The sequence below is a fragment of the Pseudochrobactrum sp. B5 genome (assembly GCF_001939785.1).
In the GTDB taxonomy this organism is placed as follows: Bacteria; Pseudomonadota; Alphaproteobacteria; order Rhizobiales; family Rhizobiaceae; genus Pseudochrobactrum; species Pseudochrobactrum saccharolyticum.
Window position 1 is genome coordinate 403,809 of the sequence record NZ_MOYL01000002.1, and the last position, 25,903, is coordinate 429,711.

Below are 25,903 nucleotides of genomic sequence, written 5' to 3' on the forward strand. Positions count from 1 at the left end.
CGATCAATGAAGCTGAAACAAAAACGTCCGGCATAGCCGGACGTTTGAACACGATATATCACGCTGTAAAAAATTACTCGGCACGCACCACAAAAGCATCATTTGCACCGGCAGCCCATGCAGCCTGCAACAGCGCGTCATTATTGCCGCTGCGTGATTTTGCAGTCAGGCTGTATAAATCGCCCTGAGCCTGCGGGGTCATGCTGCTGCTGATTGTTCCAATATTTTTAAGCGCGGAGGCGATACGATCTGCCTCATCCTTGCTGTTGAAAGTACCGAGATCAACAAACTCACCCTGCTCCGCACCGGCCTGCAGATATTTTGCGGCCTGCGCATTGCGCCATTCGGCAGAGGCGGCATCCGGCATCAGCACTTTGGAATAGATACCCTCATTGGCCTGAGCGATACGGTTTCCGGCATAGGCACTGACCAGAATATCATTCTGCGCAGATGCATAGAGGCCATATGGCTTATCCAGCGGCACAGGAATAACAGATGGCAGCACAGGCGCTGCGCCGTCAGCATAACCGAAAGGCAGTTCCGGCTGTGCGGAAATCTGGTCAAATGCGCTGGCTACACCCTGTTCTGCACGGTTTGGCGCAGATGTCGGTGTCGGGCCGTTCATGGCCATCATCACGCCTGTCGCAGGCTGGCCAATGCTATCGCCGCCCGCCGGACGGTAAGAAGCGAGCAGGAATGCATCATCCTGACCATGCAAAGGCGCACGGCCAACATATTCCACTTTAACATTCGCGGTGCCGTGATGCTTGTAATCCAGCATTTCAGCCGCTTTTTCCGACATATCAATGATACGTTCGTTGGAATAAGGGCCACGGTCATTCACGCGTACAATAACTGAACTGCCATTGGCGGTATTGGTGACGCGGGCATAGCTTGGCAGCGGCATAGTCGGATGCGCGGCTGTCAGATGGGTCATGTCATAGACCTCGCCATTGGCGGTCAGACGGCCATGAAATGCCGAACCATACCAGGAAGCGCGACCGACCTTCACATAATTCGGGTCTTCCTTCGGCTTATACCACTTGTCTTTGACTTTATAAGGCTTGCCGACCTGATTGCGACCGCCACCGCGCGGGATTTTCTTGCCATTGGCAACACGCGGACTGGCTTTTACGCCATAGACGGATTCTGCAAAATATTCCTTGGAGCGTTTTTTCTTCTTCACTTCCGGCTGGGGAGAGGCACAGGCTGTAACCAGCAATCCCACCACACCAAGACAAAGAATATGTTTCACCCGAGAAGAATGCAGCATCCGGCCCCCGCTCTTGTTCATTGCAACAGGCCCATGCGGCTGTTTCTGAAATGACTTCATTACGCTACTCAAACCCATTACAAACAACAACATTCAGTCTGCAACAAAACCGGCATTTCCCCTGTCATTTATACCAGTCAGACAATGCCAGCCTGTCACTTGTAAAACGAAACAGTTTCAAAACCTTTATCCCGCCTTTGTTCAGAGCGGAAAATGCACAACATTTGGCGACTGTTCGCAAGAATTAATTGATAGAATCTTAAAAATCCGCACAAAGCAAATCCCCAAACCTTGCCCGCCGGTTTTTTCGCCTACATATTTAAATCAGATCTTTCATTATTTATGTGTATTTCGGGGGATAATTTCTTTTTTGATAATCAGCAGTACGACAAACCCTATTTGATTAACTCGCTTTATTAACAATGGTTTATTGCCATGAAGAAACAAACGAATATCTGCCAGCAGCTTTATCCGCCCCAAAATCCCGGTGCCGGATTTCTCTTGATGTGCCCGCGTTAACCAAGTTTATATTTCGCTGGGGACAGATGAAATTCCGCTTTGATCTTTTCCTGAAATAAACCGCTGTCATAAATGCTGCGGACATGCATCTGCCTCCGATGAAGGAAGAAGAGTTTGAGTACAGAACTGAACCTTGCTGTCGTCATGCTTATTGTAGCAATTATTCAGGTTTTGCTTCCCGCGTTTTTCCGCAACGGTGAGACAGGTCTGGACTATAATGCCGGACCACGTGATGAGGCGGGGCCGCCTGTCGGTATTATCACCGCACGGCTGCAACGGGCGCAGCGCAATCTTTATGAAACCCTGCCCCTGTTTCTCGCTGCCGTGCTTATTGCCCATATTGCCGGTCGGGAAAGCGGGCTCACTACTGCAGGCGCGTGGATCTATGTTATCGGGCGCATCTTTTATATTCCCGCTTATGCTTTCGGGATTCCTTATGTGCGAAGCCTGATCTGGGTTGTCTCTCTGGCCGGACTTGGCATGATAATTTTGGCACTGACGGGACTATTCGTATAATGCAGGTTTATGTATCGCTAAAATAAAAAGCTCTTATTTATAAAGAATTTACGCCAATTCCTGATTTTAATAGGCTTGAAAGAACTATTCCTTTATGTGGAGGAGAATATCGGGTTGGCCAGTAATTTCTATTCAGCATTTCCAGTCATTAACTGAAATATTCAGACTACAGCATACGCTCAGGGATATTTGAACAGACTATGAAATCAGCTCTTATAAAAGCCTTTATTGTTTCTGCTGCGGCTGCGCTGCTTTGTGTTGCGATCAACATGATTGTCGGGCTTATCCGCAATGAGCCGGTTGGCACGCTCAGCATCAGCCTGAGTCTGATCCTCCCCCTGATTACAGCTTTTCCGGCAATGACGGTGGTGTTTCACCGTAATACGCAGCTTTCGAAAGCATTTTCCGATCTGGAAAAAGCCCATCATGAATTACAGGCGCGTTCAAAGATCGATTATATGACCAACCTCTATAATCGTGAGGCTTTCTTTGAAATGATGCGCACTGTCCGCTCCCGTCAGGATGCAGGCGCGTTGCTGCTTATTGATGCGGATCACTTTAAGAACATCAATGATAAATACGGTCATACAGTCGGCGACCGCGCCTTAAAGCTGATCGCCTATGCTTTGCAGAATGTGACCCGAAAGGGTGATCTGGTTGGTCGTGTCGGCGGTGAGGAATTTTGCGTTTACCTGCCCAATGCCAGCCGCGCTGCCGCTATCAGCGTTGCCGAGCGTATTCGCGTGGAAATAGAGAATACGCCGTTTTATGTATCACAGAGCCATGTTGAACCGCTGACAATCAGTGCGGGCGGTGCCCTTGCCCATAAAAGCGACAGCAATTCGCAGATTTTCAGCCGTGCCGACCATTGTCTTTATGAGGCGAAAAATCAGGGGCGGAACTGTATTGTTTTTGAACCGGCAGAAGCAGCTGAAACAGACGCCAGGAAAATTCACCTGATTTCAGATGCGGAAGAAAGCCGGGACCGGCGCAATTTCTGACGGATTACGCTCTATTTCCAGAGCGTAATCACATCCTCAGCTGTGGAAACCGGCGAAAAGCCCATGCGCTGATAGAGCTGCAAAGCACGGGGGCTATCAAGCGTATTGGTTTCAAGGCGCAGTTTTTCCGGATTATGCGACCATGCTGCTGCCAGAGCCTCGGCAAAGAAAAATTTTGCCAGACCCCGCCCCTGATAATCCGGCACCAGCCCGAAATAGAGCAGATCGACGCTCTCCGGCAGATTGAGCCGCATTTCAGCAAAACCTGCGGGACAACCATCCACATAGAGCAGCAGAATGCGGGTTTCCTCGGCCTGAATGATCGAGGTAACAGTCTCGTCATTCTGCATACGGCGCAGCATCCAGTGATGCGGCTTGCCGATGACCTCATAAAGATAGCGATAGAGATGCACCGGCATATTTTCTGCCAGCATGATTGCCAGCCGGAGACCGGCAGGCAAAGGCACCGCGACATTTAACGGTGCAGCCATTTCCAGCCGGGTAATATTAACGCTCACTTCATCAGCGAGCGTTTTATCGTCGTTATCCGTAGGATCGCTCATAGGGTTCCGATCTTTATTTCAGGGCATGCATATTTCATTATGCACGCCGGATCGCTCAACTGCTTTGTTTTCCTGATAATGACAAGGAAAAGCAGCGATATTATGCCGGAGCCTTACCGAAACGGATACGATAGCGGCGGTTTTCTTTGCCTTTTTTCTCAACCTTGCCGATATGAATTTCACCGATTTCAGAGGTATTGGCCACATGCGTGCCGCCGCATGGCTGAGAGTCCACGGAACCATTGTCGCCGATCAGCACCAAACGGATACGTCCTTGCCCGACTGGCGGGCGCACATTCTTGGATTTAACCAGATCGGGATTGGCAGCCAGTTCTTCATCGCTGATCCAGTTTGTAGTCACCGGCGATGCGGCATTGACCATTTCCATCAGCTTTTCACTGACCTGCTCTTTTGTCAGGTCATTGCCCTGCATGTCGAAATCAATGCGGCTGTCATCAATATTAACTGAAGCGCCGGTCACCGGAAACGGACAAATCACGGAAAGCAAATGGCAGGCCGTGTGCATTTGCATCAGCTTGAAACGGCGCTCCCAGTCGATCTCTGCAATCAGCTCTTCACCAAGCTGCGGCAGTGTTTCACCTTCAGCAGGCACATGAATGAAATCATTCTTGGTAGCGCCGTTAACGGTGGTGGCAATCTGAATGATGCTCCCGTCTGCACGGCGCAGCAAACCGCTGTCGCCGGGCTGACCACCGGATGTGGCATAAAACACGGTCTGATCGAGAATAACGCCGCCTTCATCCGTGAGACCGATCACCTTGGCCGGTGTCGCTTTCAGATAAGCATCTTCGCGGAAAAGCGGATTGGTTTCCAGACTCTGTGTCATCATACCCTCATGCAAATATTTAAGAAAAAGTCTTTTGCGAGAGGTTTAAAGCAGTTTCAGGAAAAGTAAAACCGCTTTTCCTGAAACTATGATAACAACATAGAGACTAGGTTTTACACCTCGTAAGGAACTGCAATGTCTGAACGTGTCAGAAGCCATTGCGGCACCGGCAGGCCACGCTCTTCAAGGAAGGCTGGATTATACATTTTTGACTGGTAGCGATTACCGTAATCAGCCAGAATTGTCACAATCCGTGCGCCTTTGCCAAGATCTTTCGCCATGCGGATAGCACCGGCAATATTGATAGCCGATGAGCCGCCGAGGCAGAGGCCTTCTTCCTGCACCAGATCAAAAGCGATTTTCAGAGCATCTGCATCGCTGATCTGATAGGCGAAATCCGGTTTGAAACCTTCGAGATTACCGGTAATGCGTCCCTGCCCGATACCTTCCGTGATGGATGATCCCTCAGCCTTCAATTCGCCCGTGGTGTAATAGGAATAGAGCGCCGCGCCTTCCGGATCAGCCAGCCCGATTTTGATATCTTTGCTGAAGCCGCGCAGACCTTCTGCCACACCGGCCAGTGTGCCACCGGAACCGACAGCACAAATGAAACCGTCAATTTTACCTTCTGTCTGCTGCCAGATTTCCGGTGCGGTTGTTTCAATATGCGCCTGACGGTTGATCTGGCTGTCAAACTGGTTTGCCCAGATCGCGCCATTCGGCTCGGTTTTGGCCAGTTGCTCGGCCAAGCGGCCGGAAAGCCGGACATAGTTATTCGGGTTTTTGTAAGGAACAGCCGGAACTTCAATCAGTTCCGCACCCAGCAGGCGCAGAGCATCTTTCTTTTCCTGACTTTGTGTTTCAGGGATAACGATAACAGTGCGATAGCCAAGTGCTTTGGCCACCATGGTCAAGCCGATACCGGTATTACCGGCAGTGCCTTCCACAATCACGCCGCCTTTGCGCAAAAGCCCGCGTTTTTCTGCATCACGGATAATATAAAGCGCCGCGCGATCTTTGACGGACTGTCCCGGATTGGCAAATTCAGCCTTACCGAAAATCTCGCAGCCGGTGAGCTCTGAAGCTTTGTTCAGGCGGATCAGCGGTGTGTTGCCGATCGCCTCGATCACAGAATTTGTTACACCTGACTGCACCATTATATTTGTCCTTTAATTCTGCGCAGAAATACGCATTGCTGCGCAGAACCTATTGTTGCTGAACAGCTTATTCAAGGTACAGTTTTCCGGCAAGCCTGCATCCGACAATAAAAAACACCGCCGGAAAGCGTTCCTGCGGTGTTTTATTTCACTATTATGCAAGGTTTAGAACAGACTTATAAATTAGCTGTTCCAGTCCTGACCCGCACGTTTCTTATTGCGGTGGAAGGTCTTTTTATTCGCAGGCTTGCCGCTATTGGCCTGACCGGAATTATAACCGGCGCCCTGAGCGGAGCTTTTGCCGCCACGACCGGAATGATTGCGGTTCTGACGGCCACGTTCGCCCTGTGCAGGCTTTGCTTCGCGTGGCTTGGCAGGTGCGGCATCATCATAAAGTTCACGCACATCGGAAAAACCAGTGGTGCGCTGCGGTGCTTTATCCAGATTTTTATACGGGCGCGAGGTTTTACGCTTGCCGGTGGCACGCGGATCAGGCTTTGGCCATTCGTGTTCGAAGGTTGGCTTTTCTGTGCGCTCAGGCAACGGGCCAAACTGCGGCGGCAGATCTTTCAGTGTCAGCTTATTGCGGATAACACGCTCAACAGCTTTGAGCTTTGCATGTTCTGTACCGCCGTCATAAAGCGTAATCGCTGCACCGGAAGCACCATTACGACCGGTACGGCCGATACGGTGAACATAGCTCTCCGGCTCATCCGGCAGGTCATAATTGATGACATGGCTGATGCCCGGAACGTCAATACCACGTGCAGCAATATCAGTAGCAATCAGCACACGCACAGAACGGTCTTTAAAGCCGTTCAGCGCACGCTGACGGGCGTTCTGCGATTTGTTGCCGTGAATGGCTGCAACAGAATAACCGTCTTTTTCCAGCGTGCGTGTTACCGCATCCGCGCCATGTTTGGTGCGGGTAAAGACAATAACGGTTTCGAGCTTTGGATTGGTCAAAAGGCCGGACAGCGCTTTTTTCTTGTCCTTGGTCGGGACAGTATAAACAACCTGTGTAATTTCAGCCGCAGTTGTACCGGCAGGCGAAACTTCAACGCGCACCGGATCACGCAGCAGGCCTTCAGCCAGTGCCACGATTTCCTTAGGCATGGTTGCCGAGAACAAAGCAGTCTGACGGTCAGAGCGTGTTGCTTTGGCAATGCGCTTCACATCATTGATAAAGCCCATATCCAGCATACGGTCGGCCTCGTCCAGCACCAGCCATTTAGTAGCGGACAGATCAACGCATTTATCACGCACCAGATCGGTCAGACGACCCGGTGTTGCCACCAGAATATCCACGCCCGGCGCCATTTTGCGCACCTGAGAAGCGCGGGAAACACCGCCCAAAATCAAAGCGGTCGAAAGATGTGCGCCTTTGGTGAGCACACGAACGGTTTCCTCAATCTGCACAGCCAGTTCGCGGGTTGGCGCGAGGATCAGGGCGCGACAGGTCTTTGGCAGACGCTTATCGCCAAGTGCCAGAATCTGCTCGATGATCGGCAGAGAGAAGGCCGCAGTCTTGCCGGAGCCGGTCTGCGCGATACCCAGAATGTCTTTGCCCTTAAGCTGGGCTGGCAGGGATTGCTGCTGAATTGGCTTTGGCGAAGTCATGCCCGCTGCATCCAGATTTTTCAGCAAAAGACCGGTAATGCCCAAAGCGGCAAAGCCGGCATTATCTTCAGTTTTAGCGGCGAAGCCGGAGGTTTCCTGAATTTCCGCAACAGCGGTCAGGTCGGATTCATTTTGATTTGTCAAAATATAAGCTTTCGATATGCGCCGCCGGTCGGGAGAACCGGACACACGCATCATCAGACCACCATGCGCAGCTGGCAATCCGGAAACAAATTTTTATACGACGAAGCGCCGGAACATTGATGTTCTCACGCGACTTGCGCTGCCGTATCCGGTACGGAATGACCGGATTATTTCACCTCTTCATGAGGCAAAGTTTCAAGACGCAACGAAGTCCAGCATGGAAAGCCCTAATGCAATATCTCGCATCAGACCCAAGCGCCTGAGCTGCATATGGGCGCTTTCTCTGCAAAAAGCAAATGAAATAAACAACAGTGTCCTATGCAAATAAACATAGGACACTATTTAAAATAGTATCAGATAATGAAATCGGCCAGAACCTGATTATCGGTAATATCCTGATAGGCCCAGCCTGCTTCCTTAAACTTTTTATCAAGGACAGCGAAATTCTTAGCATCTTTGGTTTCGATACCAATCAGCACAGAACCGAAATTTCGTGCCGATTTTTTCAAATATTCGAAACGAGCAATATCATCTTCCGGCCCGAGCAGATCGAGGAACATGCGCAATGCGCCCGGACGCTGCGGGAAGCGGAAGATGAAATATTTCTTCAGCCCTTCATAGCGCAGCGCACGTTCTTTCACATCCGGCAGACGTTCAAAGTCGAAATTACCGCCGGAAACCACCAGAACAATGGTTTTGCCTTTGAGTTCACTCTTCTTGAAATCTTTCAGCGCATCAATCGCCAGAGCACCGGCTGGCTCCAGCACCACGCCTTCAACATTGAGCATTTCCGTCATCGTGCCGCAAAGACGGTTCTCCGGCACATTGATAACGGATGATGCCGGATAGGTTTTGAGAATTTTGAAATTCTCAGCGCCCAGTTCACCAACAGCCGCACCGTCAACAAAATTATCAACAGTCTGCAGCTTGACGCGCTTGCCTGCTTCAAGGCTGAGTTTGAGGCTTGGCGCACCCTGCGGCTCGACAAAGCGAAACTCTGTCGGCCAGCCAAGCGCTTTCACATAAAGCGTTACACCGGCAGAAAGACCGCCGCCGCCAACCGGCAGCATCATCAGATCGGGGATTTTGCCTTCCGGCAATTGCTCGGAAATTTCCTGCGCAACCGATGCCTGACCGGTGATGATGCCCATATGATCGAATGGCGGCACCATCACTCCGCCTTCGGCCTTGGCATAATCCTGCGAGGCGGCATAGCACTGGTCAAAAATATCGCCGACCAGACGAATTTCGATAAACTCGGCACCGAAAGCGCGGGTCTTGTCGATCTTCTGTTGCGGTGTTGTCACCGGCATAAAGACCACGCCCTTGCGGCCGAAGTGGCGGCAGACATAGGCGAAACCCTGCGCATGATTGCCCGCAGACGCGCAGACAAAAACCGCATTCGGATCGGCTTTTTTAATCGCGGCAGAAATAAAGTTGAATGCACCACGGATTTTATAGGAGCGTACCGGCGTCAGGTCTTCGCGCTTCAGCCAGATATCCGCACCATATTTGCGCGACAGATAATCATTACGCAGCAAAGGTGTTTCGCCGAACAGGCCGCGCATTTGCTGCGTAGCCTGTTTTACCGATTGTATAAAATCACTCATAGGAACAAATCAACTTTCTCGAAGCTACGCACATCCACCAAACCGATATCGGAAATGCGCAGTTCCGGTATCACCACAAGAGCCAGCAGCGAGTGCTGCATATAGGCATTATTCAATGTGCAACCCATCGCAGCCATGGCTTTCACCAGCTTGTCCGCTTTTGCTGCAACGATCTCGGCACGTTCATCAGACATCAGTCCGGCAATCGGCATTTCCACACAGGCCAGTTCCCTGCCCTTGGAATAAAGCACCACGCCGCCACCGATCTCACCCAGACGATTAACGGCTTTCGCCATATCTTCCTTATTGGTGCCGACAGCGATGATGTGATGGCTGTCATGGGCAACGGTCGATGCCAGCGCGCAATCCAGCGTATAGCCAAAGCCGGACACGAAAGCATTGGTAATCTGTCCTGAACCGCGATGACGCTCAACCAGAGCAATCTGGCAAACATCATTGCGGCGATCCATCTGCACAATGCCGTCACTCACGGAAAGTTCGGCTTCCAATGCACGGGTCGGCGCCTGATTTTCAATCACGCCGATAACGCGCGCCGTTACATTTTTAGTTGGCTTTGGTGATTGAATATCAAAGTCTTGTGCAGAAAACTTACGACCAAGCTTTACCGTATTCTTTGCTTTTGCAGGATATTTATAAGGTGCAATTTCCGCGACCAGTTTGCCCTGCTCAGCCAGCAACACACCGCGTCCGTAAACGCGCTCAATCGTCAGCGCCGAGAGATCAGACACGATCAGGAAATCCGCACGGCGACCCGGTGTGATAGAGCCGATTTCGCGCTCTAAGCGGAAATGCTGAGCCGTATTAATCGTCGCCATCTGGATCGCGGTGACAGGTTTCAGCCCTTGCGCAATCGCATGGCGCACAACACGATCCATATGACCATCATGCACGAGCGTGCCAGAATGGCTGTCGTCAGTGCAGAGGATAAAATTACGGGAATCCAGCCCCTGCTCGGTAATGGCTTTGACTTGTGTTGCCACATCGAACCATGCGGAACCGAGGCGCAGCATTGCGCGCATACCCTGACGCACACGGGCAATCGCATCTTCCGCACGTGTGCCTTCGTGGTCATCCTCAGGGCCGCCGGCCACATAGCCATGGAATGCACGTCCAAGATCAGGCGAAGCATAATGGCCGCCAACTGTCTTGCCTGCATTCATGGTGGCATCAATCACGCCGCGCATTGTCGGATCATTATTGGCAACGCCGGGGAAATTCATCACTTCACCAAGACCGATAATATTCGGCCAGCTCATAGCTTCCAGCACTTCTGCCGCACCGATTTCCGCGCCGCCATTTTCAAGCCCCGGTGCAGAAGGCACACAGCTCGGCATCTGTACGTAGACATTGACCGGCATAGCCATTGCCTCATCATGCATCAACCGCACACCCTCAAGACCCAGCACATTGGCGATTTCATGCGGATCAATAAACATCGAGGTCGTGCCATGCGGAACAACCGCACGGGTAAATTCTGTCACAGTCACCATGCCGCTCTCGACATGCATATGTGCATCGCACAGACCCGGCACCAGATAGCGCCCTTCAGCATCAACCACTTTAGTCGTTGCGCCAATGCAATGGGTTGCATCATGACCGACATAGGCAAAACGCCCTTCGGCAATAGCGATATCAATGCCCGCAACAATCTCACCAGAGTAAACGCTGACCAGACGACCGTTGCGCACAACCAGATCGGCCGGTTTGCGCCCCATGGCAACATCAACCAGAACAGGCGCAGATGCTGCCCATGATTTGATTTCAGTTTTTGACTTTTTTAGATCTGATGATGACAAGATGGCCTCCATGGCATGACCGGTCATAAATATATCCGGCGCAGGCAAAAATCAGTTTTGCCAAGTTTAGCCGGAAATTACCAGTTTGTTTTGATTGTTTAAGCAATTATCTCATCGGATTACACAGCTAAGCCGCGTCTCTCAAACGGCACAATAATTATTATAACACTGACTATATAATACTTTACAGCAAAAGCATTTTCATGGCAGCTTCAGGAAAATTCAAATCGGGAGCGATAGAATATGGACGAAAAAGTAGCGATTATTACTGCCGGTGGTTCAGGCATGGGCGCAGCGGCAGCACGCAAACTGGCGGATAACGGCTATAAAATTGCAGTTTTATCCTCATCTGGCAAAGGTGAAGCGCTGGCAAAGACCTATGACGGCATCGGCGTAACCGGCAGCAACCAGTCTAATGATGACCTGCAAAAGCTTATCGACAGCGCACATCAGAAATGGGGTCGCGTAGACGTATTGGTGAATAGCGCGGGCCACGGGCCACGTGGCGGTTTGCTGGATTTTTCAGATGAAGACTGGCATCGCGGCATGGATGTTTATTTCATGAATGTGGTGCGCTCTGTGCGACTGGTAACGCCAATCATGCAGGCGCAAAAAAGCGGCTCGATCATCAATATCTCGACTTTTGCAGCCTTTGAGCCTGATCCGGCTTTTCCGGTTTCCAGCGTGTTCCGTGCAGGTCTCGCCTCCTACACCAAGCTGTTTGCCGACAAATATGCTGCTGACAATATCCGCATGAATAATATTCTGCCGGGCTTTATCGACAGCCTGCCGGAAAAGCAGGAATTCAAAGACCGTATTCCGATGCAGCGTTATGGCACCGAACAGGAAATTGCCGAAACCATCGCATTTCTGGCGTCTGATGGCGCAGGTTATATTACCGGCCAGAATATCCGCGTTGATGGCGGCATTACGCGTTCAGTTTAAGAATATCTTGCCGCGGCCGGTATAGTCCGGCCGCTGCCTCTCTTATGTGACGTGAATTGCACAAGACTAAATTACTGATTTCAATCAATATTGATTTTTGCAAAATATATTTATGCCGAGTGATATTCCGGCAGATTTTTCACTCAGCACGCAATCTGCGCCTTGACTTCCGCAAGCAAATCACGGATCAAAAGGCAGGTTTCAGGTGCATAAAACATCTTGCACTGCGGACGTGGAGAAATCGGTAAACTCAGCAGACTTAAAATCTGCCGCTCTTAGAGCTTGCGGGTTCAAGTCCCGCCGTCCGCACCAGCTATTTCAATGACTTAGCTGGTGCTATTTTTTTTAAGCGTTCTGCGCGTTCTGATATCATTATTCTCTCAATGACAAAACTTGCGCTGATAACGCGCTGTTTTCAGTATAAATTATTATTTGTCGAACCAGTCAGAGGTTTCCGCCTGTAATTTGTGTAAAATCTTACTGCTGGTCTAAAACATATCAAGCGCCAGTTATACGCGAACAGACTATATTGTCATTTTGGATATTTTATCATTAAGTGGTAATCGCATCTCTGAATTGCAAAAGAATATACGAAACATTACTTCTTTGTTTTAACCATATTAATCATGAAGATATCTTGTTTAATCAGCGAAATATTCTCTCATTATTTTATCGATATAATAAATGTACTTTTGTCATGTATATTATCTGCGGTGCATTTTTCATTTATTATTCCAACACTGCTGCAAGTTTCTGCATTTTCTGTAACAATGTTTGGGCGAGTGCCTCATAATTCCCGTCAAAATGATGCCCGCCGCTGATTTTCATAATATCCGCACCTTTTAAAGCATCCGCAGTACAAGCCGTATCCTCTTCATCTTCACCATAGACGCAGACGACCCGATCCTGTGGTATGGAAAGAATAGCCGGCAGCGTTTTCTGTTCCCCTTCAAAACCGAGCCATCCCTGAACGGAAATCTGAAAAGATGTTGTGGTTGAGACTCCCAGTAAGCCTACCATTCTGATCCGGTTTTGCAGTGCCGGATCAAGATATTTCCATGCAAAAGGGAATGTATCAGCACCGAATGAATAGCCCAGAACCGCTATAGGTAACTTTCCGCCCGGATCTGCTTTCTTCAGTAAAGCTGTTGTATCGCGCGCAATATCCTCGGGTTTACGTTCGCTCCAGAAATAACGCAGAGAATCCACACCAATCACATGCACACCCTGCGTCTGCAGCCACTCCCCGATAGATTTATCAATATCGCGCCACCCGCCGTCTCCTGAATAAAAAACCGCTACATATTTTGCTTTGCCGCCACGTGCAGGTAAATCAACAACCGGCATAGCTGCATTTTGAGCATCCTGCCCGGCCATTGACAACACCTCATCAGCGGCCACGCGTAAACGCTGATCCGGATCAGGCACATTTTGCAATATCGCAATATTCTGTTCGCGTGCAGCTTCCGGCTGGTTGGCTTGCAAGCCTCCTGCTGCAACAAGCAAAGCAGAAACCGGAAGCTCCTTACCATATTCATAAGTGAAACCGCCGTCCGGCGTTTTGCTGGCCTGCGCCTGTTCGGTACAGGATGGCAGACGGGTACGGGCGGGCACGGGATCAATTCCGACAGCACCGGCAATTGTAGCATCGGGTGAATCAGATGCAGCGGCGTAAACAATCGTCGCCCCCTGCCCGATACCGGTTACAACAGGATGAAAATAAACATTCAGATCCAGCGCACGCAGAGCCTCTTTGGTGATCGCTTCAAAGTCTGAATCAAGATAATTACATTCACCATCCTCTTTATCGAGTGCTGCACGCCATTGCCGGAGATCAACCGGCAAGACAATCAGGTTGCGTGCCAGCAGCGCATCGGCAAAACGGCGTTCACGATCGCCGCCTCCGTTAAGATCGCTGATAATAATCGCCAGCCCTGCCGGATCGCCTTTCGGCATATAAACAGGAATCTCTGACAGCCGCTCCGCACTTACATGCGTTACCGGCTTGTCCGAAACAGTCAGACCTGCCCAGAAACGAAGCACTTTGCCCGGATGCATAGAAAAATAGATACCTGCTGCAATCAGCACCAGTAATCCGAAGAGTCCCACAAGCCGTTTTGCTTTCATTTGCGAATAAACTCCAGCGGACTGCCGTTAATCAGTTTCGTTACGTCCAAAAGTGCGCGCGGCGTTTCAAATCCGCCGGGGCAAACCATGTAATGCGGTGTCCAGACAGGTTCGAATTTTTCCTTAAACGCCTTTAACCCGTCAAAATGATAAAGATCTGCGCCACGTTTGTAGACAAATGAACCAAACCGGTTCCATCGGGAAGCAAGCCTGCTGCCACTTAAGCCTGACAGGGGCGCTGCTCCGAGATTAAACCATTTATAACCCTGCTCTTTGCTGTAGATCAGCAATTTGGCAAAGAGCGCATCCATCAGTAATTTATGCGCATTCGGCATATAACGCATCAGATCGACGGTAATTTCGTATTTGTCACCACCGCGCCATAAATTGGCAAAAGCAACGATTTCCCCTTGCTGCCGGAGCACAGCCAGATCAAATCGCTTGAGGTAATCTTCATCAAAATATCCGAGTGAAAAGCCTTTTTCACTTCCGGATTTAAACTCCAGCCAGGCATCAGAAATCTCACGCAAGCGCGGCAACAAAGGCGGTACATCTGCTGCAGAAATAACTTCAAAGACTAACCCGTCTTTACTGACTTTACGATCTGCATAGCGGAAAGGCTGACGCCGTGCGCCCTCAAGAGAGAAATCCGCCAATTCCACCCGCGCCACTTCACCCAGCTTAAGGGCTACCAATCCCATATCCAGAAACAATGGCAGACTTTGCGGCCCCACTCCGTAAAACACTGTGCGTAATGCCTGCTGATCCGCCAAAGCGTGAAATGACCATGCCAGTTCTTTTGCCGTAGAGATTTGGCCAACCGGTTCACCCAATGCAATCAGGCTGCCGCCCGACTGCGCATACATGATGAAAGCACTGTCGTCAGGTGCAAGGAGAAACTGTTTATCCCCCACCATAGCAAGAGCCGCATCCGTATGAGGACAGGCCGCAACTAAAGCAGGCACGGCTTCAGGTATATCATGATTGGTATTTTGTCTGCGCTGGCTATGACGGTTGATTAATGTATGCAGACCAAAAGCAGCGACAACAGCGAAAACCAGTACTGTGGCACGCAAAAAACGTGGCGCATTGCTATTCCATGCAAAATCCCACCAAAGATCACTGGAATATTCGACATGGCGATACACAAAGAAACCAAGCCATGTAGAAACCAGCAATGTTGTGCCGACTGTCACAATCCAATGCCAGCTTAGCTCAAAACTACCGGTGATCGGGCGACGATAAAATGAATCGCGAAACTCCCAGAGCACGACAGAAAAAAGACAAAGCGTAACAGCTTCTTCCCAATCCAGCCCTTTCGAAAGGGAGAAAACAGCGCCGCTTAAAAGTAGCAGCAATGCCGCCAGCCATGCACGCTCCAGCCGTTTTGCCAGCCCCCGCGCAACAATCAGCAAGGCAACCCCGACCAAGCTCGCGGCCAGATGAGACATTTCAACCAGAAATTCCGGCACAATGTCAGACAGCAATTCCACACGATAGCGCTTATCCGGCGTGGCTCCGGAAATCAGCAAAATAATCCCGCCCAGAAAAATAATACTGGCGCTCAGTCCCGGTATCAGCGGCTCAACCAGACGTTTGGCAAGTCGTGCCTGCTTGCCGAGCATATGGCGGCGGCGCATGATCTCCCAGAATAACAGACCGGCTGCCGCGGTAACCAATGGCAAGACCGTATAGATAACGCGATAGGCAAGTAAGCCTGCAATGGCTTCCGGATTGCCGCCAAGGCCAAGACCGGCAATGATTGTTGCCTCAAAAGCACCAAGCCCGCCGGGTGCATGACTGGCAATACCCAGCACCACCGCAATTACATAAACAATCGCAAAAACCGCAAAACTTGGGACCGCGCCATCCGGCATCAGCACATAAAGCGTAGCAGCTGCGGCACCGACATCAACCAGACCGGCGAATATTTGAACCATAGCGCCTTTGGAATCCGGTAAGCGCAGGCTGAAAGTGCCGATCCTGATATGGCGTTCGCTGTGTGACAGCCAGTAAATAAGCCAGCCGATGCCACCAAGAATGACAAGTCCGGCCACAATATCAATACGGCTGTCAAAAGCGGACAGCCAGGGCACGTCCTGAGGGTCAATCAACAGTGCCGCGCCAACCATGATAATCAGGGCGAACCAGATGGCAAACCACGATGTGCCGACTATTTTTCCTATATCGGCAAGGCTGATACCTTCCGCTGCATAAATACGGTAACGCAATGCACCACCGGTAAGCAGTGAAAAACCAAGCGCATTAGAGATTGCATAGCCTGCCGCTCCTGCAATCGCTGCAAGACGTTTTGGAATCTGCCCCGGAGCAATCGTCTCGACTGCAACCACGTCATATAGTGCAACAGCGGCATAGCTGAGCATTGTGAAAAATACGGCAAGGCTGATTGTTTGCCATGAAATCGTATGAAACGCCGCCATTGTCTGCGAACGGGACGTATTCTGCAGCATATTTTCCAATACATAGATTGCCAGCAGAACGACAACGAAACCGGCAACAGGAAAGAAAAAATGCTGATAGCGCTTTATCAGGTCAAAGCGTCGGGATGACTGCGCAACCCCTTCAGGCTGCAGTGTTGTTTCGGAATGTGCGTGTTGTTTTTTATCATTCGGAGCCGTCATTTATCGCTGCCTGCGCCATGAGAACGGGCGGATATTACGGCGCAGATTATGATAAATTTGTGGTGAAGTTTCAACGTGCGCTAAACCACGGAAAACTCTCAGAGTAAGGACGATAAAGCCAATATTCGTACTCACTCCGGCCGTGTGTATAGCTATGAAACATTTCTAATGCATTCATAGCTTCCACAAATGATATCAATTTGCTGGGGGATAAAATGCCAGTCTGCTAATTAGCTACAAGAATTACTCGAACCCCATTTCAAATAGCTGTAACAATACATGAGGTAGATCCAGCAAGAATACTATCCCTTGCAAATGCCTCTTGCCTATAATCAGGTATCAAGACATCAGGTCAAAAAATGACCAACAACGCAATGAGAGGGATTTCTCCTCACTATAGGTCACATGATGAACACAGTGTCCTATTTGCAAGCTTTGCGCCTCTTCCACCCGCATACTATATCAAGACCAATTGCTATTGAAACCGCTTGAGCGGCAGGAGTAACTCTATGAGAGCTTTTGGTTTTTTAAGTTTTGGTCACTATGTGAATGCACAAGGTTCGCAGGCGCGGACAGCCAGTGACATGCTGAAACAAGCCGTTGATATCGGCGTTGGTGCGGACGAGCTTGGTGTGAACGGCGCTTATTTCCGCGTGCATCACTTTGCCCGTCAGCAGGCATCGCCAATGCCATTGCTGGCGACGATTGCGGCGAAGACAAAACATATCGAAGTCGGTACCGGTGTTATCGATATGCGCTATGAAAACCCGCTATATCTGGCTGAAGAAGCTGCCGCTCTCGATATTCTCGCAGACGGACGTATTGCACTGGGGATCAGTCGCGGCTCACCGGAAACAGTGGTGCGCGGTTACGAAACCTTTGGCTATACCGGTTCAACGGATCCGCGCGGCGCTGATATTGCACGCACGAAATTCGATTTGTTCATGCGTTCAATTGACGGCGAACGACTGGCACCGGGCGAACGCAGCACGACCGGCGGTCAGATGATGCCGATTGAACCGCGTTCTTCTACGTTGCGCGATCATATCTGGTGGGGTTCTGCGACCCGTGAAAGTGCTGAATGGACAGGACAACAAGGCCTGAACATGATGTCGTCTACTTTGTTGACGGAAGATGCGGGAATGCCTTTTGATGAGCTTCAGGCGGAGCAGATTATTCGTTTCCGCGAAGCCTATCGTGCGGCAGGTCATACCGGCGCTCCGCGTGTTTCTGTCAGTCGCAGCATCTTCCCGATTGTGAACGAACAGGATGCCGCTTATTTTGGTAATGCATCTGAAAGATATGACGGGGTTGGTATGATTGACGGTTTCCGTTCAACATTCGGCCGTACCTATGCTGCCGAACCGGACCGGCTGATTGAAGAGCTGAAGAATGATCGCGCCATTGCACTGGCTGATACTCTTATGCTGACAATTCCGAACCAGCTTGGGCCGGATTATAACCTGCATATGCTGGAATCTTTTGCCAAATATGTGGCTCCTGCCCTTGGCTGGAAACCGAACTGGGAAGGCCCTGTCACCGGCGATATAATCGGCTAAAAAACTATCCCTCAAGCCAGCGATGGCTTGAGGGATTATTTTTGAGTATTCTCATCACTGCGAAAACAAAACAGCCTTGGACTCAGGAGCAAAGCAGCGTGATTTATTTAGTTCGTCACGGCCAAACGATTTTTAACGCTGCCGCACGCTGGCAGGGACAAATCGACTCTCCGCTAACCGCGCTCGGATTGCGTCAGGCTGCTGCTGCAGGTGTAACTCTTCGCAAAAACATCATCTCCGATGATATTGCTCTCTTTTCCAGCCCGCTAGGCCGTGCGCATAGCACTGCAAAAATAATCGCCGAAAAACTGGGCAAACCGGATGAAATCATACTCGATCCGCGCCTGATGGAAATTGGTATGGGTTCATGGGAAGGTCTTACGGATTACGAAATAGAGCAGGAATGGCCGAATGCCCGTGATGGATTGGAACGCCACGAATGGTTCTTTCACGCTCCTGACGGTGAAAGCTTTGAAGATATGTCCGCCCGCGTTCAAGACGTGCTGACCACTATTGAAGAATATAAGGCTCAGATCAAAATTATCGTTTCGCATGGTGTGACCGGCCGGATAATTCGCAGTATTTATGCCAATATCCCAAAAAATGAAGCGCTGAAACTTGAAGTCCCTCAGGATGTTCTGTTCGGATTATCCGGTAACGGGACTATTGAGCGGATTGCTTACGACATATGAGCCAGCCCCCCCCTCGCGCAAACAAAACTGGTGCCTGTCTGCAATCATATCCGTGATTTTCGGCGCGCTGACGGCCTTTATATTCTATTATCTGGTCTTCTTTGGCGCGGGAAATGACGGCTATGCGATTATATATTGCGTTTTTACGGCGCCAATCGCTTTAGTTACCGGCCTATGGGGCGTGTTTTACTGGCGCAGTAGTATCGCCGTTGCCGGCCTGCTTCTGGGGCTTTCACCGCTTATGTATTTATAAAATGCTTACAGCACGAGGCACCCTGTCCGCTATGAACAGAGTGCCAAAATCCGTATACTATTTCAGCTGTTCAACCAGAGTTTCCTTAACAACTGTATCGAATGAATCTCCGCCGCTGTCTTTGCTCAGCTCGGCTGTTTTCTTGGCTATATAATCATCACGCTTGCTGATGAGGCCTGCCATTTCCCCTTCAAATTTCGTGCGTTCCTGCGCATTGCGGTCGAGAATTGCCTGTTTCTCCTGACCGGATTTGCCGCGCATATTTTCCGGCAACTCCTCATCCTTCACGGCATCCAGTTTTTGCTTGCCATTCTGCACATCCGCCACAAGATCGCCGCCGCCGGTTACAACCTCTTTAGCGCCGCCTTTTTTCGAGTAATAGCGTGAATTATCAACCTTTACAGCTGCGGGAGCGGCAGATTTTGCATCCATCTTGCTGAAAAGCTCAGCCTGAACTTTTGAACTGCCATAGGCAATCACGGTTTTATCAAGATTTTGCTGAACAACGATAATTTCGTTGTCAAACGGCGTTTCCATAACAGTGATATTACCGCCGTCCTGCGGAATTTCTATATAACGCCCGTGTCCGAGCTGGGCAATTTCCCGCCAGACTTTGGTCGTGTCAGGATCATCACCGGCCTGAATTGTATTGACGGTGATTTTATCTTCTTTCGCACGTTTCAGAATTTGCGGATATTGCCATGTATTCGGATAATCCATATGCGGCGGCGCATCTCCGACAAGGAAAATGATCCGTCTGGTATTATCATTTTTAGTCCATTGCAGCTTGCGGACAGATTCATCCAGCGCTTCATTGACGGATTCGGGTGTATCGCCGCCGCCGTCTGCCTCAAGCTTAATCAGCTTGCCGTATAGTCCCTGCACATCCGCGCTCATATCATAGGATTTAACGACATATTCATCGCCCTGGTCACGATAGGCCACGAGTGCCATACGAATATCCGCATCGGGATTCACATCAATGATGGTATTGGCAATCGACCAGATCTTCTTTTTGGCACCGTCAATAAGGCCGGCCATTGAGCCGGTTGTATCGAGTACAAAAGCGACCTCAATACGTTGGTTCTGATCATTACTGGCTGCAAAAACCGGTGAAGCCAATGCAGTGACAGCAAGACCGGCAGCAAGTGTTTTTCCGAAAGCGCGCAAAGAACGAACCATTATTTTCCCCGAAGAATAAACGATGCCTATGCTTTGCGGCGGAATGAGGCATAATTGGGAGCCTGACCGGACAATATTATGACCCGCAGGTTTTTTATTCTTTTTTGTAATATTTATTTAGCTGTCTGTACAATTTTAAATGTAATAGTAAATTCTTCGCGCTTAACTGAATAAAAGCGCCGCTATGACAATTACAAGAGAACAACCGAGATCAACGCATGATACGTATTCTGTTTCTTTTTCTGGGTCGTGAAATCATCCAGAGACATTGGAAAACACTGTTCGTCATCGGCGTTCTCTGGCTTCTTGTCGGCCTTGCTATTCTGATTGATGCACTGGACGGAGATACCCTGCTCCGCCCGTATCTTTTTGCTTATTTTCTGGTGCCGGAAGCGGCTCTCAGCCTGCTTGCCGCAGCCGGTAGCGAAGGCACAGCCAGACAGATGCGCATAGTGCAAGGGATTGCATTATTCGCTGTCGGTATTCTTATTTACACTTCCAGTGCCGCCAGCAATTTCTTTCTGGCCATGGTGTTCGGCCTGTGTTTTCTCGTTGACGGCAGTATGCGTATCGCCAGCGCGTGGGTTGTGCGCTATCCGCGCTGGAAGGCCGGTATTGCCGGTGGTGTGCTGGAACTTATTCTGGCCGTTGCAACCTTGCAGCCATGGCCGACCTGGTATGAAGGCACTGTCGGCGCCAATGTCGGCGCTGTTATTATGCTCACCAGCTTCGGTATTATCCATGTTGCGCTTCGCATCCATAGTCTTGAAGCCGGTGCGCCGCTTTCACGTCTTTTCGGCCGCAGCAGCCTGCTCTCGGCAATGACCGCGCATCATGAAACGGATGAGAAAAACCCTAAACGCGGCGAATTAATCGTTCATGTCTGGACACCAACCGGTACGGCCATGACACCACTGCGCCAGCGCGCGATCAGCCGTTATATTGCTGCTGTTGATGCCAATGGTGTTATCTCCACCGGCCATGCGGCTCTGGAGCTGGTGCCTGATGTTTATATCAGTCATTATCCGGCAGTAGAAATTGACCGTTCTCCCAATGAGTTCAGCCGCACTTTGCGCGCCACTGCCGATAATAATATCGAAGGCAGATTTTTACCTGATTATAAATCGGAGGCCGCAGACTGGTGCGAGTCTACGGTACAGGTGGTTATCAATAATATTGATGAAGATAAGCTGCGTGCTTTCTGGAAGACCTATAAGGCCGACAATACCTATAATCTGACAAACCGCAATTGTTCCAGCGCAGTGGCTGATGCTCTGGATGCCGCATTGGAAGGTGTATACCGGAATAAACGCTGGCCGGTCTTCTCAGCATTCCGTGCGATTGTTTATCCGGAACTCTGGGCTGCCAGCATGATGCGCAAGCGCGCAGAAACCATGGCATGGACACCGGGTCTCGTTCTTGATTATGCCCGTGCGCTGAGTGCCATCGTTGACCCGAAACCCGGTTTCTGGGTGCCTAAAATATTCCTGAAAACAAGATCAGAATAAAACGCAGGCATATATTGGATATGCACGCGCCGGAGCAAAAGTACCGGCACGTTTTATTTTTTGCGAAGATCAGACTTTCATTTAGCGATCAGAGAAAGTCGCGTTCAGGTTCCTGTCAGGAAAACCATTCACTCGTTTGTCCAAAGTACAGAACTTCAAGGACGACGAGTCATGGCATTGAATATTCCGGCAGAGTTGCGCCGCCCGCATATCGAGAGCGTAACCTTAAGCATCATCACAGCCGGCTATCTTACCGCAGTAAACAATGCAACATTCTGGCACCGCTCAGAGGAGTTGCTGCCAACCGGCGCGCTTCTGGCTCTTGTTGCGGGCATATTCTGCCTGTTAACAGCGCTTTGCATCACTGTTTCCGTGAAATATCTCACCAAACCGCTGTTTATTTTTCTCATTATGGTTTCGGCCACAGCATCATGGTTCATCGATCAGTTCGGAACCATCATTGATGTGGAAATGCTGCAAAGTGCGATCGACACAACCAATGCCGAAGCGGGACATCTCATCAGCTTCGGCTTCATACGCCATGTTGTTATATTTGGTATTCTGCCTTCCCTGCTGATTTTATGGGTAAAAATCGAGCACCGTTCCTTCCTGCAAAAAGTGAAGCAGAATTCTGCTTTTATCTTTCCTGCGCTGTTTGCTGCAGCCGCACTTTTCATGCTGAATGCCAGCACCTTTACCTCGCTGGGGCGCGAACATAAGGAATGGATTGCAACGCTCAATCCGGTGATGCCGATTGGCAATGCTGTCAAGCTGGGCATCCGCTCCGGTAAAAATCAGAATATTATCGTGCAGCCGCTCGGTACGGATGCCAAGGTTGCCAATGCTGTTTCAGGCAATAGAAAACCGCGTCTGACGATTGTTATTGCAGGTGAAACTGCCCGTGCCGAAAGCTTTTCCCTCGGAGGCTATAAGAAAAATACCAATCCTGAACTTGCCCGTCAGGATATCACCTATTTTTCCGATACCAGCAGTTGCGGCACCATCACAGCGGTATCCCTGCCATGTATGTTCTCGGTTTACACACGCGATGAGTACACCCATGAGAAGGGTCTGGAGACGGAAAACCTGCTCGATGTGCTGAAACATGCCGGTGTGCATGTGGAGTGGTGGGATAATAATACAGGCCACAAATCTGTTGCTGATCGCGTGACAAGTGAAGCGCTGTCGACATCAGACAATCCGAAATATTGTAAAAACGGAGAATGTCTGGACGGGATTTTTCTGGATAAGCTTGATACATGGATGTCCGGCATAACACAGGACACGGTGCTGGTGATGCACCAGCTTGGCAGCCACGGTCCGGCTTATTATCTGCGTTATCCTGATGAATATCGCCGTTTTACACCGGATTGTCAGAGTGCTGAATTTTCAAAATGCAGCCGCGAAGAAATTCTCAATGCCTATGATAATAGTATTGCCTATACGGATCATATTATTTCATCGGTTATTGACCGGCTGCGCGACAAACAGGACAAGCTCGATACTTCGCTGATTTACATGTCAGACCATGGTGAATCCGTTGGTGAATTTGGCCTCTATCTCCATGGTGCACCCTATTTTGTAGCACCGTCACAACAGACTCACGTGCCTTATGTGCTGTGGCTCGGAAAAGATGCCAAAGCCACAATCAGGCAGGATTGTCTCGCGAAAGAAGCAACCGAGCCGCAATCTCATGACAAGCTGTTCCATACAGTTCTCGGTCTGATGCAGGTGAAAACACAGGTTTATTCTCCGGCTCTGGATACGCTCTCTTCATGCCGCGTGAACGGGCAAACAAATCCGCAGGTTGCTAATTCTGTGGCTGTTCGCAGATAGAAATCACATTATATACTTGAAACCGGTTACAGGGTGACGGATTGTCTGCGGATAATCCATCACCCTGCCTGTTTTCAGACTATCCGCCGGAGATTGCTGCTTGAGAGTTCTTCTTGTTGAAGATGATGATACACTTGGTCAGGCCGTGCGCGATCATGTTCTGGCAAGCGGTCATGCTGTTGACTGGATGCAGACGGCTGAAGATGCGGCATTGGCTGCGACAAGCGTTGCTTATGGCCTGATCTTGCTGGATCTGCGTCTCCCTGACGGCAGCGGCCTCACTATTCTCAAAGATTTGCGGAGCGCCAATAATCCGGTGCCGGTTATCATATTAACCGCGCATGACCAGATATCAGACCGTATTGAAGGGCTGAATGCAGGCGCAGATGATTATCTGGTGAAACCGTTCAATCTCGATGAGCTGACCGCACGTATGCTGGCTGTGTCACGAAGATATGGCGGCAACAGCGTATCGGTATTGCATGTCGGTGATCTCGAAATCAAAATCTCCGAGCGCAATATCCTGTCCCCGCAGGGTGAAATTATCCTCTCGGGACGCGAATGGGCAGTGCTGGAATGTCTGCTCCACCGTTCCGGTGCTATTGTTTCCAAAGCACAGATTGAAGAAGCGCTTTACGCCTTCGGCTCGGAAATTGAGAGCAATACAGTCGAGGTCTATATCAGCCGCCTGCGTAAAAAGCTCGGTCATGACCGGATAAGTACGGTGCGTGGTGTGGGTTACAAAGTTGAGGACAGAACATGAAGTCTCCCAGCCTCATCGGACGTCTCATGTTTTCTGTGACTGCAGCTGTGGTGACATTTTGGGTCGTCGCCGCTGTCGGCGGCATATTGGTGATGCGGGACGAATTTGCAGAGATTTTTGACAGTGCCTTGCAGGAAACCACCGAACGGCTGACACCGCTCATCGTCGACGACATTATGCATCGTGACCAATCCGGTGCAGTTCTGTCGCTGGACAACGGCGCTCAATCCTCATCCCGCCAATATCTGACCTATCAGGCCAGAGACGCCAGCGGCAAAATCCTTGTTCACTCCTCGGATATTATCGACGGTGCCTTCCCTGCGCCATTAGCTGAGGGTTTCTGGGAGGATGACACTGCGCGCTACTATACTGTCGCCGCAGCCGATAATACGATCTTTGTTCAGGTCGCGGATCAGATGAAAAACAGGCGCGAAGCCATCAATGAAGGTGCGCTTGCCCTGCTGCTGCCGATCCTCGTGCTTGTGCCGCTCAGCCTCTATATTATCCGCCTTGTTGCGCGGCGTTCGGTTAATCCTATCGGCGATTTGCGGCAGGCAATATCCGAGAAAGACAGCGGAGATCTGACACCGATAAAAGCTGAAGGACTGACGATCGAGCTTCAGCCGATCGTGCATTCGGTCAATATTTTGATGGGACGCGTGCAATCCGCTCTTGAAGCAGAGCGGGCATTCACCGCAAACAGCGCCCATGAATTACGCACGCCGATTGCCGGTGCATTGGCGCATACGCAATTGCTGATGACAGAAGTGAAAAGCGCATCGGGCAAAGCGCGGGTCGAACAGATCGAATCATCGCTGCAAAAACTGAAACGACTGGTTGAAAAACTGATGCAGCTGGCACGTGCAGAAGCCAATATAGCGCTTGCCGATAAGCCGGTGAATCTCCTGAGTGTCCTTGATCTTCTGGTGGAGGAATTTCAGCGTAAAATGGCTTCCAATGACCGGATTATTTATCAACGCCATGCTGAAGCCAGTCTGATGAAGCCGGTCAATGAAGATGCCTTTGCTATTGTCATAAGGAACCTGCTTGAAAATGCATTGCTTCATGGTGCGCAGAATGAACCGGTTATCATTCAGGCCGATAAAAACGGTACGATCCGCATCATAAATAGTGGCAAGAACCTTACTGCTGAAGAATTACTGCGTGTTCAGAAAAGATTTGGCCGCGGCACAACTGCAGCGCCGGGTTCAGGACTTGGTATTCCCATTGCCACTGAAATTGCCGGTCAGATGCACGCCCGCCTGCAATTTTCCTCCCCGCCAAGCGGGCAGAAAAACGGTTTTGAGGCTATACTCAGCTTCTGACAAG

The 25,903-nt window shown here is 50.2% G+C and carries 19 protein-coding genes and 1 tRNA gene; 10 read left to right on the plus strand and 10 right to left on the minus strand.

The genetic code is table 11. The features are described 5' to 3' along the window. Positions 1–73: 73 nt before the first annotated feature. A complete protein-coding gene (locus tag BKD14_RS08505; protein ID WP_075655202.1) occupies positions 74–1,273 on the minus strand; it encodes a septal ring lytic transglycosylase RlpA family protein in 1,200 nt (399 codons plus the stop codon). A 633-nt stretch (positions 1,274–1,906) separates the two neighbouring features. Here BKD14_RS08505 and BKD14_RS08510 point away from each other — a divergent pair. Further along, complete coding sequence (locus BKD14_RS08510; RefSeq protein WP_075655204.1) at positions 1,907–2,308, plus strand: MAPEG family protein; 402 nt, start codon at positions 1,907–1,909, stop codon at positions 2,306–2,308. Positions 2,309–2,508: 200 nt separating this feature from the next. Beyond that, a complete protein-coding gene (locus BKD14_RS08515; RefSeq protein WP_075655206.1) occupies positions 2,509–3,309 on the plus strand; it encodes a GGDEF domain-containing protein in 801 nt (266 codons plus the stop codon). 11 nt (positions 3,310–3,320) lie between these two features. Here BKD14_RS08515 and BKD14_RS08520 read toward each other — a convergent pair whose 3' ends face one another. From BKD14_RS08520 to ade, 6 genes are all read right to left on the minus strand, one after another. Then, positions 3,321–3,872 carry a GNAT family N-acetyltransferase gene (locus BKD14_RS08520; RefSeq protein ID WP_022712085.1) on the minus strand — a complete coding sequence of 184 codons (552 nt, stop codon included), beginning with the start codon at positions 3,870–3,872 and terminating at the stop codon, positions 3,321–3,323. A 100-nt stretch (positions 3,873–3,972) separates the two neighbouring features. Then, positions 3,973–4,719 (minus strand): alanyl-tRNA editing protein, encoded by a 747-nt coding sequence (locus BKD14_RS08525; RefSeq protein WP_075655777.1) that lies wholly within the window; start codon positions 4,717–4,719, stop codon positions 3,973–3,975. Positions 4,720–4,832: 113 nt separating this feature from the next. Then, the gene (locus tag BKD14_RS08530; RefSeq protein WP_022712087.1) at positions 4,833–5,876 is read right to left on the minus strand and encodes a cysteine synthase A; all 1,044 of its coding nucleotides are present in this window, start codon (positions 5,874–5,876) and stop codon (positions 4,833–4,835) included. 183 nt (positions 5,877–6,059) lie between these two features. Then, positions 6,060–7,598 carry a DEAD/DEAH box helicase gene (locus tag BKD14_RS08535; RefSeq protein WP_245257347.1) on the minus strand — a complete coding sequence of 513 codons (1,539 nt, stop codon included), beginning with the start codon at positions 7,596–7,598 and terminating at the stop codon, positions 6,060–6,062. Between the two features lie 395 nt (positions 7,599–7,993). Beyond that, positions 7,994–9,250, minus strand: a complete 1,257-nt coding sequence (ilvA, locus tag BKD14_RS08540; RefSeq protein WP_075655208.1) for a threonine ammonia-lyase IlvA — start codon at positions 9,248–9,250, stop codon at positions 7,994–7,996. Next, positions 9,247–10,986: an adenine deaminase gene (ade, locus tag BKD14_RS08545; RefSeq protein WP_245293618.1), complete on the minus strand. Its 1,740-nt coding sequence runs from the start codon at positions 10,984–10,986 to the stop codon at positions 9,247–9,249. The genes ilvA and ade overlap by 4 nt, the downstream gene beginning before the upstream one ends. Before the next feature lie 324 nt (positions 10,987–11,310). On the opposite strand from ade, the gene BKD14_RS08550 reads away from it, so the two are divergent. Both BKD14_RS08550 and BKD14_RS08555 read left to right on the plus strand, forming a co-directional pair. Then, positions 11,311–12,012, plus strand: coding sequence for an SDR family oxidoreductase (locus BKD14_RS08550; RefSeq protein WP_075655210.1), 702 nt, complete (start codon positions 11,311–11,313; stop codon positions 12,010–12,012). A 226-nt stretch (positions 12,013–12,238) separates the two neighbouring features. Further along, positions 12,239–12,324 (plus strand) — tRNA-Leu (locus tag BKD14_RS08555). 417 nt (positions 12,325–12,741) lie between these two features. On the opposite strand, the gene BKD14_RS08560 is transcribed toward BKD14_RS08555, so the two are convergent. After that, positions 12,742–14,139: an AcvB/VirJ family lysyl-phosphatidylglycerol hydrolase gene (locus BKD14_RS08560; protein WP_075655212.1), complete on the minus strand. Its 1,398-nt coding sequence runs from the start codon at positions 14,137–14,139 to the stop codon at positions 12,742–12,744. After that, positions 14,136–16,781 carry a bifunctional lysylphosphatidylglycerol flippase/synthetase MprF gene (mprF, locus tag BKD14_RS08565; RefSeq protein ID WP_075655214.1) on the minus strand — a complete coding sequence of 882 codons (2,646 nt, stop codon included), beginning with the start codon at positions 16,779–16,781 and terminating at the stop codon, positions 14,136–14,138. Before mprF ends, BKD14_RS08560 begins: the two co-directional genes overlap by 4 nt. Positions 16,782–17,290: 509 nt before the next feature. Here mprF and BKD14_RS08570 point away from each other — a divergent pair. Together BKD14_RS08570 and BKD14_RS08575 are read left to right on the plus strand one after the other, a co-directional pair. After that, on the plus strand, positions 17,291–18,340 hold the full coding sequence (locus BKD14_RS08570) for an LLM class flavin-dependent oxidoreductase (RefSeq protein WP_075655216.1): 1,050 nt from the start codon (positions 17,291–17,293) through the stop codon (positions 18,338–18,340). Positions 18,341–18,438: 98 nt separating this feature from the next. Further along, entirely contained in the window at positions 18,439–19,032 is a 594-nt protein-coding gene (locus BKD14_RS08575) for a histidine phosphatase family protein (protein WP_075655781.1), read from the plus strand. A 310-nt stretch (positions 19,033–19,342) separates the two neighbouring features. Here the strand turns inward: BKD14_RS08575 and BKD14_RS08585 are convergent, their stop codons facing one another. Next, positions 19,343–20,467: a vWA domain-containing protein gene (locus BKD14_RS08585; protein WP_075655218.1), complete on the minus strand. Its 1,125-nt coding sequence runs from the start codon at positions 20,465–20,467 to the stop codon at positions 19,343–19,345. A 218-nt stretch (positions 20,468–20,685) separates the two neighbouring features. Between BKD14_RS08585 and BKD14_RS08590 the strand changes: the two genes are divergently transcribed. The 4 genes from BKD14_RS08590 (at position 20,686) to BKD14_RS08605 (ending at position 25,899) form a co-directional block, all read left to right on the plus strand. After that, positions 20,686–21,975, plus strand: a complete 1,290-nt coding sequence (locus tag BKD14_RS08590; protein WP_075655220.1) for a DUF308 domain-containing protein — start codon at positions 20,686–20,688, stop codon at positions 21,973–21,975. 171 nt (positions 21,976–22,146) lie between these two features. Continuing rightward, positions 22,147–23,811 carry a phosphoethanolamine--lipid A transferase gene (locus tag BKD14_RS08595; RefSeq protein WP_075655222.1) on the plus strand — a complete coding sequence of 555 codons (1,665 nt, stop codon included), beginning with the start codon at positions 22,147–22,149 and terminating at the stop codon, positions 23,809–23,811. 100 nt (positions 23,812–23,911) lie between these two features. Beyond that, positions 23,912–24,574: a response regulator transcription factor gene (locus tag BKD14_RS08600; RefSeq protein ID WP_075655224.1), complete on the plus strand. Its 663-nt coding sequence runs from the start codon at positions 23,912–23,914 to the stop codon at positions 24,572–24,574. Then, positions 24,571–25,899, plus strand: a complete 1,329-nt coding sequence (locus BKD14_RS08605) for a HAMP domain-containing sensor histidine kinase (RefSeq protein WP_075655226.1) — start codon at positions 24,571–24,573, stop codon at positions 25,897–25,899. The genes BKD14_RS08600 and BKD14_RS08605 overlap by 4 nt, the downstream gene beginning before the upstream one ends. Positions 25,900–25,903: the final 4 nt, after the last annotated feature.

Excerpts from the sequence above, each read along its gene's own strand:
- BKD14_RS08595 (WP_075655222.1), top strand. The coding sequence starts at position 22,147 with ATGGCATTGAATATTCCGGCAGAGTTGCGCCGCCCGCATATCGAGAGC.
- ilvA (WP_075655208.1), bottom strand. The coding sequence starts at position 9,250 with ATGAGTGATTTTATACAATCGGTAAAACAGGCTACGCAGCAAATGCGC.
- BKD14_RS08605 (WP_075655226.1), top strand. The coding sequence starts at position 24,571 with ATGAAGTCTCCCAGCCTCATCGGACGTCTCATGTTTTCTGTGACTGCA.
- ade (WP_245293618.1), bottom strand. The coding sequence starts at position 10,986 with ATGGGGCGCAAACCGGCCGATCTGGTTGTGCGCAACGGTCGTCTGGTC.
- BKD14_RS08505 (WP_075655202.1), bottom strand. The coding sequence starts at position 1,273 with ATGCTGCATTCTTCTCGGGTGAAACATATTCTTTGTCTTGGTGTGGTG.
- BKD14_RS08560 (WP_075655212.1), bottom strand. The coding sequence starts at position 14,139 with ATGAAAGCAAAACGGCTTGTGGGACTCTTCGGATTACTGGTGCTGATT.
- mprF (WP_075655214.1), bottom strand. The coding sequence starts at position 16,781 with ATGACGGCTCCGAATGATAAAAAACAACACGCACATTCCGAAACAACA.
- BKD14_RS08520 (WP_022712085.1), bottom strand. The coding sequence starts at position 3,872 with ATGAGCGATCCTACGGATAACGACGATAAAACGCTCGCTGATGAAGTG.
- BKD14_RS08525 (WP_075655777.1), bottom strand. The coding sequence starts at position 4,719 with ATGACACAGAGTCTGGAAACCAATCCGCTTTTCCGCGAAGATGCTTAT.
- BKD14_RS08530 (WP_022712087.1), bottom strand. The coding sequence starts at position 5,876 with ATGGTGCAGTCAGGTGTAACAAATTCTGTGATCGAGGCGATCGGCAAC.
- BKD14_RS08590 (WP_075655220.1), top strand. The coding sequence starts at position 20,686 with ATGATACGTATTCTGTTTCTTTTTCTGGGTCGTGAAATCATCCAGAGA.
- BKD14_RS08515 (WP_075655206.1), top strand. The coding sequence starts at position 2,509 with ATGAAATCAGCTCTTATAAAAGCCTTTATTGTTTCTGCTGCGGCTGCG.
- BKD14_RS08550 (WP_075655210.1), top strand. The coding sequence starts at position 11,311 with ATGGACGAAAAAGTAGCGATTATTACTGCCGGTGGTTCAGGCATGGGC.
- BKD14_RS08585 (WP_075655218.1), bottom strand. The coding sequence starts at position 20,467 with ATGGTTCGTTCTTTGCGCGCTTTCGGAAAAACACTTGCTGCCGGTCTT.
- BKD14_RS08570 (WP_075655216.1), top strand. The coding sequence starts at position 17,291 with ATGAGAGCTTTTGGTTTTTTAAGTTTTGGTCACTATGTGAATGCACAA.